This window comes from Streptomyces sp. NPDC001941 (assembly GCF_040296945.1).
Taxonomy (GTDB): domain Bacteria; phylum Actinomycetota; class Actinomycetes; order Streptomycetales; family Streptomycetaceae; genus Streptomyces.
Genome location: NZ_JBEOYE010000267.1, coordinates 1 through 1,162, shown reverse-complemented (window position 1 = coordinate 1,162; position 1,162 = coordinate 1). Strand labels below are relative to the sequence as shown.

The 1,162-nt window shown below is 63.2% G+C and carries 1 protein-coding gene; it reads left to right on the top strand.

The features are described from left to right. Positions 1-39 precede the first annotated feature (39 nt). Complete coding sequence (locus ABT160_RS47065; RefSeq protein WP_351656601.1) at positions 40-1,161, top strand: IS630 family transposase; 1,122 nt, start codon at positions 40-42, stop codon at positions 1,159-1,161. Position 1,162: the final 1 nt, after the last annotated feature.

Sequence of the window (1,162 nt, the reverse complement as noted above, 5' to 3'; positions counted from 1 at the left end):
GCTAGTGTCCTGCGCCGGAGATCCGTCGTTAGTTTGTGTATGACTGCTTCTGCCGATGTGCCGGTACCTCGTCGTGGCCCGAAGTTGGAACCGTTGCTGTTGTCGCCCGATGAGCGTGTGGTGTTGGAGCGTTGGGCCCGCAGGGCGTCATCTGCGCAGGCAGTGGCCTTGCGGGCCCGCATCGTATTGGCATGCGATGGTGCTGATGTGCCGCCGATTGTCGTGGTGGCACGGGAGTTACGAATCGCAGCGGACACAGTCCGCAAGTGGCGTCGCCGTTTTCTTGCCGCCCGCCTGGACGGGCTGGTGGACGAACCCCGGCCGGGCCGACCGCCCACCATCAGCGTCGACCAGGTGGAGGCGGTCGTGGTCACCACTCTGGAGGAGATCCCGAAGAACGCCACCCACTGGTCTCGCGCATCCATGGCCGACCGCAGCGGCCTGTCGAAGTCGACCGTAGGACGGATCTGGCGGAAGTTTCAGCTCAAACCGCACCTGAGCGACACGTTCAAACTCTCGACGGACCCGCTGTTCGTGGAGAAGGTATACGACGTGGTGGGCCTGTACTTCAACCCGCCCGAGGGTGCGGTAGTGCTGTCAGTGGACGAGAAGTCCCAGATCCAGGCTCTGGACCGTTCCCAGCCCGTACTGCCGATAATGCCCGGCATGCCCGAGCGCCGCACCCATGACTATGTCCGCAACGGCCTGACCACCCTGTTCGCGGCCTTCGACGTCGCGACCGGCGAAGTCATCACCTCCCTGCACCGCCGGCACCGGGCAGCGGAGTTCAAGAAGTTCCTCATCAAGATCGACAATGAGGTCCCCGAACACCTTCAGGTCCACTTGATCTGCGACAACTACGGCACCCACAAGACCCCGGCCATCAAAACATGGCTGGCCAAACACCCGCGGTTCCAACTGCACTTCACACCCACCGGCTCCTCCTGGATCAACCAGGTGGAACGATGGTTCGGCTTCCTCGCGGACCAGAAGATCCGCCGCGGTGCCCACAAGAGTGTGCGTTCCCTGGAAGCCGACATCCGCGCCTGGGTCAAACAGTGGAACAAGGACCCGACCCCGTTCACCTGGACCAAGACAGCCGAAGAGATCCTCGACTCGCTCGCCCGCTTCTGCCAACGGATCTCCGGCGCAGGACACTAGC